Origin of the sequence: Emticicia sp., assembly GCF_049241225.1 — a bacterium.
GTDB lineage: Bacteria > Bacteroidota > Bacteroidia > Cytophagales > Spirosomataceae > Emticicia.
Window position 1 is genome coordinate 1343 of record NZ_JBMLRC010000289.1, and the last position, 5250, is coordinate 6592.

The window sequence follows — 5250 nt, forward strand, 5'->3', positions numbered from 1 at the left end:
CAATGCAGGCCGATATTTACGAGCCAGACGCATCTTAGGCACCGATAAAGGCATAGTTTCGTTAAAGAAATAAACTGTGGGGCGAACTTTCAGTTCGCCGTTGCAATTTCAGTTCGCTCAAAGTCTAAGTAAGAAGTAATTTGCAAACGTCGGCAAGGCTCGAAGCCTTGCCGACGTTAAAACAAACCAAAGTTATTTGTCATACTTACACTTATTGCATAACTTCGTACATTCATAAGAAAATTCAATCAATTATATACAAAATGAAAAAATCAATCATTTTTTCAGTCTTTATGCTCCTTGTGGTTTTTGCCTGTAAGCAAACCCAGAAAACGCTTTCCGATGAAAGTTATTCTAAGCTAACCGACGACGAAAAACGCAAGGTAGAACACGCTCTTGATGGTATTCAGTTGGCCGACTCCGATTTAGAAGTAACGCTTTTTGCATCAGAACCAATGATGATGAACCCAACCAATATGGATATTGATGCCAAGGGAAGAGTTTGGATTTGTGAAGGATATAATTACAGAAATAAGCTAAATCCGAAGAACCCGTATAACAAAAAAGGCGATAGAATCTTGATTATGGAAGATACCAATCAAGATGGTAAAGCCGATAAAAGCACGGTTTTTTATCAAGGCGAAGACATCAATTCTGCCCTTGGAATTTCAGTTTTGGGCAATAAAGCAATCGTTTCTTGCTCGCCAAATGTATTTTTATTTACTGACGAAAATAACGATGGAAAAGCTGATAAAAAAGAAATTATTTTCACTGGCTTGAAAGGCGTTCAGCACGACCACGCTATTCATGCTTTTACGTTTGGGCCTGACGGAAAACTCTATTTCAACGGTGGCAATGAAGTACAAACCCTCAGCGATAAAAACGGCAAAGAACTCACCGATGATTTAGGCCGACCATTTTCTACTTACAAGCAAGGAAAAGTTTTCAGATGTGATATTGATGGCTCAAATGTTGAGATTTTAGGGCATAATTTCCGTAATAATTACGAAGTTGCTCTCGATTCATACGGCCGTATGTGGCAGTCGGATAATGATGATGATGGCAACAAAGGTGTGCGTATCAACTACGTAATGGACTATGGCAATTATGGCTATAAAGATGAAATGACAGGTGCAAGCTGGCAAGAACGCCGCACCAATTGGGAGCAGGAAATTCCACTTCGTCACTGGCACTTAAACGACCCTGGTGTAGTGCCAAACTTGCTTCAAACAGGTGCTGGTTCGCCAACGGGTATGATTGTGTATGAAGGAAACCTTTTGCCCGAAAAATACCGTAATCAAGTTATTCACTGCGATGCTGGGCCGAGTATTGTGCGTTCGTATCCAGTTACTAAAAATGGTGCTGGTTTTACGGCAACTATCAACAATATTTTAGATGGCTCGAAGCGTGACCAATGGTTCCGCCCATCCGATATTACGACTGCTCCCGATGGCTCAATTTTCGTGGCCGACTGGTACGACCCAGGTGTGGGTGGTCATGCCATGGGCGATTCGGTGCGTGGACGTATCTATCGTATTGCACCAAAAGGCGAGGCTTATTCTGTACCAAAATTTGATTTTGAAACTGCCGAAGGTTGCGTTGAAGCCCTCCAAAATGCCAATGTAGCTGTGCGTTATTTGGCTTGGACAAAACTAAACTCAATGCAAGAAAAAGCTGAAGAAGCACTATTGAAATTGTGGAAAGATGATGATTCAAGAATGCGTGCAAGGGCCTTATGGTTGTTAGGTAAAATAAAGGGAAAAGAAGCGAAGTACTTGCAAGAAGCAGCCAATGATGCTGACGAAGACATTCGCATCACGGCTATTCGTTTATCTCGTGAATTAAGCACCGATAACACAGCATTGCTTCAAAAACTCGCTACCGACCCATCGGCACAAGTGCGTCGTGAAGTTGCTTTGGCTATTCGTCACAAAACTTCACCAGCCGCTGCTGATATTTGGGCAACTTTGGCAAATCAATATGATGGTAAAGACAGATGGTACTTAGAGGCTCTCGGTATTGCGGCTGATAATCAATGGGATACTTTTTTTGCGAGTTATTTGGCAAAAGCGGGCGAAAAATGGAGAACCGATGCTGCTGCTAAGGACTTAGTATGGCGTAGTCGTTCAACTGATAATATTTTCCGTTTGGCCGAATTGGCAAAATCAAGCAAAGATAACCTGCGTTATTTCCGTGCTTTTGATTTTCAGAGCAACCCAGAAAAAACAAAGATTTTACTCGGCATGCTCGATGGTGGAAATGCAACGGGCGATATCATGACGCTGGTTTTCAAGCATTTAGATATGAATACTGCCAAGCAAGACCCGCTTTTTAAGAGCCTTCTACCAAAGGTTTTGAATGGGATAAAAAATCCAACTGATTATTTGGATTTAGTAAAACGCTACGAACTGAAAGACCAAGTGGCTCGCCTAACTGAAATGGTAATGAAAGATTCTGTTTTGGGTGTAGAAGCTGCCAAAATTCAGATAAAACTGAATGGTTTGGGCGAATTTCAAAAACTTGTGCAGAATAAAGACGAAGACATCGTGCGTAAAGCTATTGGCGTTTACGGTGGCGTTGACGAAAAACCTGTAACCGATTATTTAGTAACTTTATTCAATAACAAAAATCTCAGCAAAGGCGTGCGTAACCAAGCGATGTATGCCATGTACGGCTGGAATAGTGAAGAAATTTTGTGGAATTTAGTAAAAGCTAATAAGGTTTCGGAAGAAGTAATGCCGATTGCCAAGAAGATTTTGTTGGGAACATGGCACAGCGATATTCGCACCGATGCCATGAAAATGTTTGGGGCGGAAATGGACAAAGAATTGGGCGATATCAACGAACTGGCAAAAGGTGTAGGAAATGTAGCAAGCGGACAAAAAGTATTTAAAATGTACTGCACAGCTTGCCATCAAGTAAAAGGTGAGGGTGTCAACTTTGGTCCTGCATTGACCGAAATCGGTAGTAAATTGTCCAAAACTGCCCTTTACTCGGCCATTATCAACCCAAGTCAAGGTATTAGTTTTGGTTATGAAGGTTATAAACTCAAACTCAAAGATGGCACAGAAGTAGAAGGAATGATTTTGAGTAAAACCGAAAACGATATCAACGTCAAACAAATAGGCAACACAAATCCAACTGCTTTCAAGCGTGCGGATATTGTTTCGATGGAAGAAAACGAAGAATCGTTAATGCCGAAATTTCCACTACAAAAACAAGAAATGGTTGATTTAGTGGAGTATTTGCGTACTTTGAAGAAGCAGTAAAAACAACATTGTTTTCATAGATAAACAGGAGCATAGCAATCGTTATGCTCCTGTTTTATTTTTGAGTAGTTTTGCAAAATCCATTCTATTAAACAAAATACCCTATGAAAAAAAATGCACTGAGCTTATGCTTTGCTTTGATGTTTATCAATGCTTTATTTGCTCAAAACTCCTCTACTTTTACTAATCCACTTTTACCCTCAGGAGCTGACCCGTATAGTTTTTACAAAGACGGCTATTATTATTACACCCACACACAACAAAACAAGCTGACGATTTGGAAAACAAAAAACTTAGCAGACTTGAAAACGGCAGAGTCGAAAACAATTTGGACACCGCCTGCTGGAACGATGTACTCAAAAGAATTGTGGGCTCCCGAAATACATTTTATTCAAGGAAAATGGTATATGTATTTTGCGGGCGACGATGGCGATAATAATCATCACCGAATGTATGTGCTTGAAAATACTTCGCCTGACCCAATGAAAGGCGATTGGATATTTAAAGGAAAAGTTGCCGACGAATCGGCCGATAAATGGGCGATTGATGGCGATGTTTTTGAGCATCGTGGACAATTATACATGATTTGGTCGGGTTGGGAAGGAGATATAAATGGTCAACAAAATATTTACATAGCCAAAATGAAAAATCCGTGGACGATTACTGGCGGACGCTCGAAAATATCTGGCTCAGATTTTGACTGGGAAAAACACGGTGATTTGAACGAACCAAATCTTAAACATGTGAACGTAAACGAAGGCCCACAAATATTGAAACACAGCAAGAAATTATTCATTATTTATTCAGCAAGTGGCTGCTGGACAGATTTTTATGCACTTGGAATGCTCACAGCCGATGCCAATGCTGATTTGTTGAATCCGAAAAGTTGGAAGAAATCTCCCGAACCATTATTTAAGCAATCGCCCGAAAATAAAGTTTTTGCACCAGGACATAATTCATTTTTCAAATCGCCCGATGGCAAAGAAGATTGGATTCTTTACCATGCCAATTCCGAACCCAATCAAGGTTGTGGAAAATTCCGCTCACCACGTATGCAAAAGTTTACTTGGAATGCCGATGGTACACCAAATTTTGGTGTGCCTGTGAAAGAAAATGAAGTATTGGCTGTTCCTTCAGAAAAGAAATAACCCTATTTTTTTAATATTAATTTCCTTCAAAAGCACGAGTTAAGTAATAGCTTGTGCTTTTTGTTTTTTTGAAACGTGAAATAAAATCCCCAATAATACTTCTTCTTATTGATTTTTTTTCCCAAAAACTACTGATAATTGTATGGAACAGTTTTTTTGACTATTAAAGTGTTACTAAATCAAAATATTTTAAAACACAAACAATCAAAACTATGGCAACGCAATATGAAATTTTGAATAATTCGCTTAATGATCTTGTAGAAATTAATTATAGCAGAATTGATGGATACAAAACCGCAGCAAAAGATATTGACGGTGGCGATTTACAAGATTTTTTCCAGAAAGGAGTAACCCAAAGCGAAAACTTTGTAGATGAATTAGTTGAGCATATTGCAAAATTTAAGGGAGAGCCAGCTACATCGGCAACCTTTATGGGCAAGATTCATCAAGCTTGGATTAATTTCAAGGCTTCGATTAGTTCTAACAACCGTGAAACTATCTTGAATTCTTGCGAATTTGGCGACCGAACTGCCTTAGAGGCATATGATATAGTTTTGGGCTTAGATAAGGTAAAAGCTTCGCCCGATTTTATGAATTTCTTGAGCAAACAACGCCAGACAATCGCTAATACTTTGGCAGGAATTAAACTTTTGCAAGTGAGAGAGTCAATTGCGTAAACCTAACACAACTCAATTTAAATCCAACACAATTAAAATTAAATCCACAAAAGTTATAATAGTTATTAGATTCATCCAGCTTTAAAAATCGAGTTTTTGTGTATATAGGGATAACAAAATCTGCACAACTTTTAAATCTGCTACCCCTATGATTAG

The 5250-nt window shown here is 39.2% G+C and carries 3 protein-coding genes; all 3 read left to right on the forward strand.

From position 1 onward, the window contains the following. The first annotated feature begins 263 nt into the window (after positions 1-263). Positions 264-3269 carry a PVC-type heme-binding CxxCH protein gene (locus ACOVO2_RS15445; RefSeq protein ID WP_421770839.1) on the forward strand — a complete coding sequence of 1002 codons (3006 nt, stop codon included), beginning with the start codon at positions 264-266 and terminating at the stop codon, positions 3267-3269. Between the two features lie 104 nt (positions 3270-3373). Beyond that, positions 3374-4417 carry a family 43 glycosylhydrolase gene (locus ACOVO2_RS15450; protein ID WP_421770840.1) on the forward strand — a complete coding sequence of 348 codons (1044 nt, stop codon included), beginning with the start codon at positions 3374-3376 and terminating at the stop codon, positions 4415-4417. A 212-nt stretch (positions 4418-4629) separates the two neighbouring features. Continuing rightward, entirely contained in the window at positions 4630-5094 is a 465-nt protein-coding gene (locus tag ACOVO2_RS15455; RefSeq protein ID WP_421770841.1) for a ferritin-like domain-containing protein, read from the forward strand. The last annotated feature ends 156 nt before the right edge of the window (positions 5095-5250 follow it).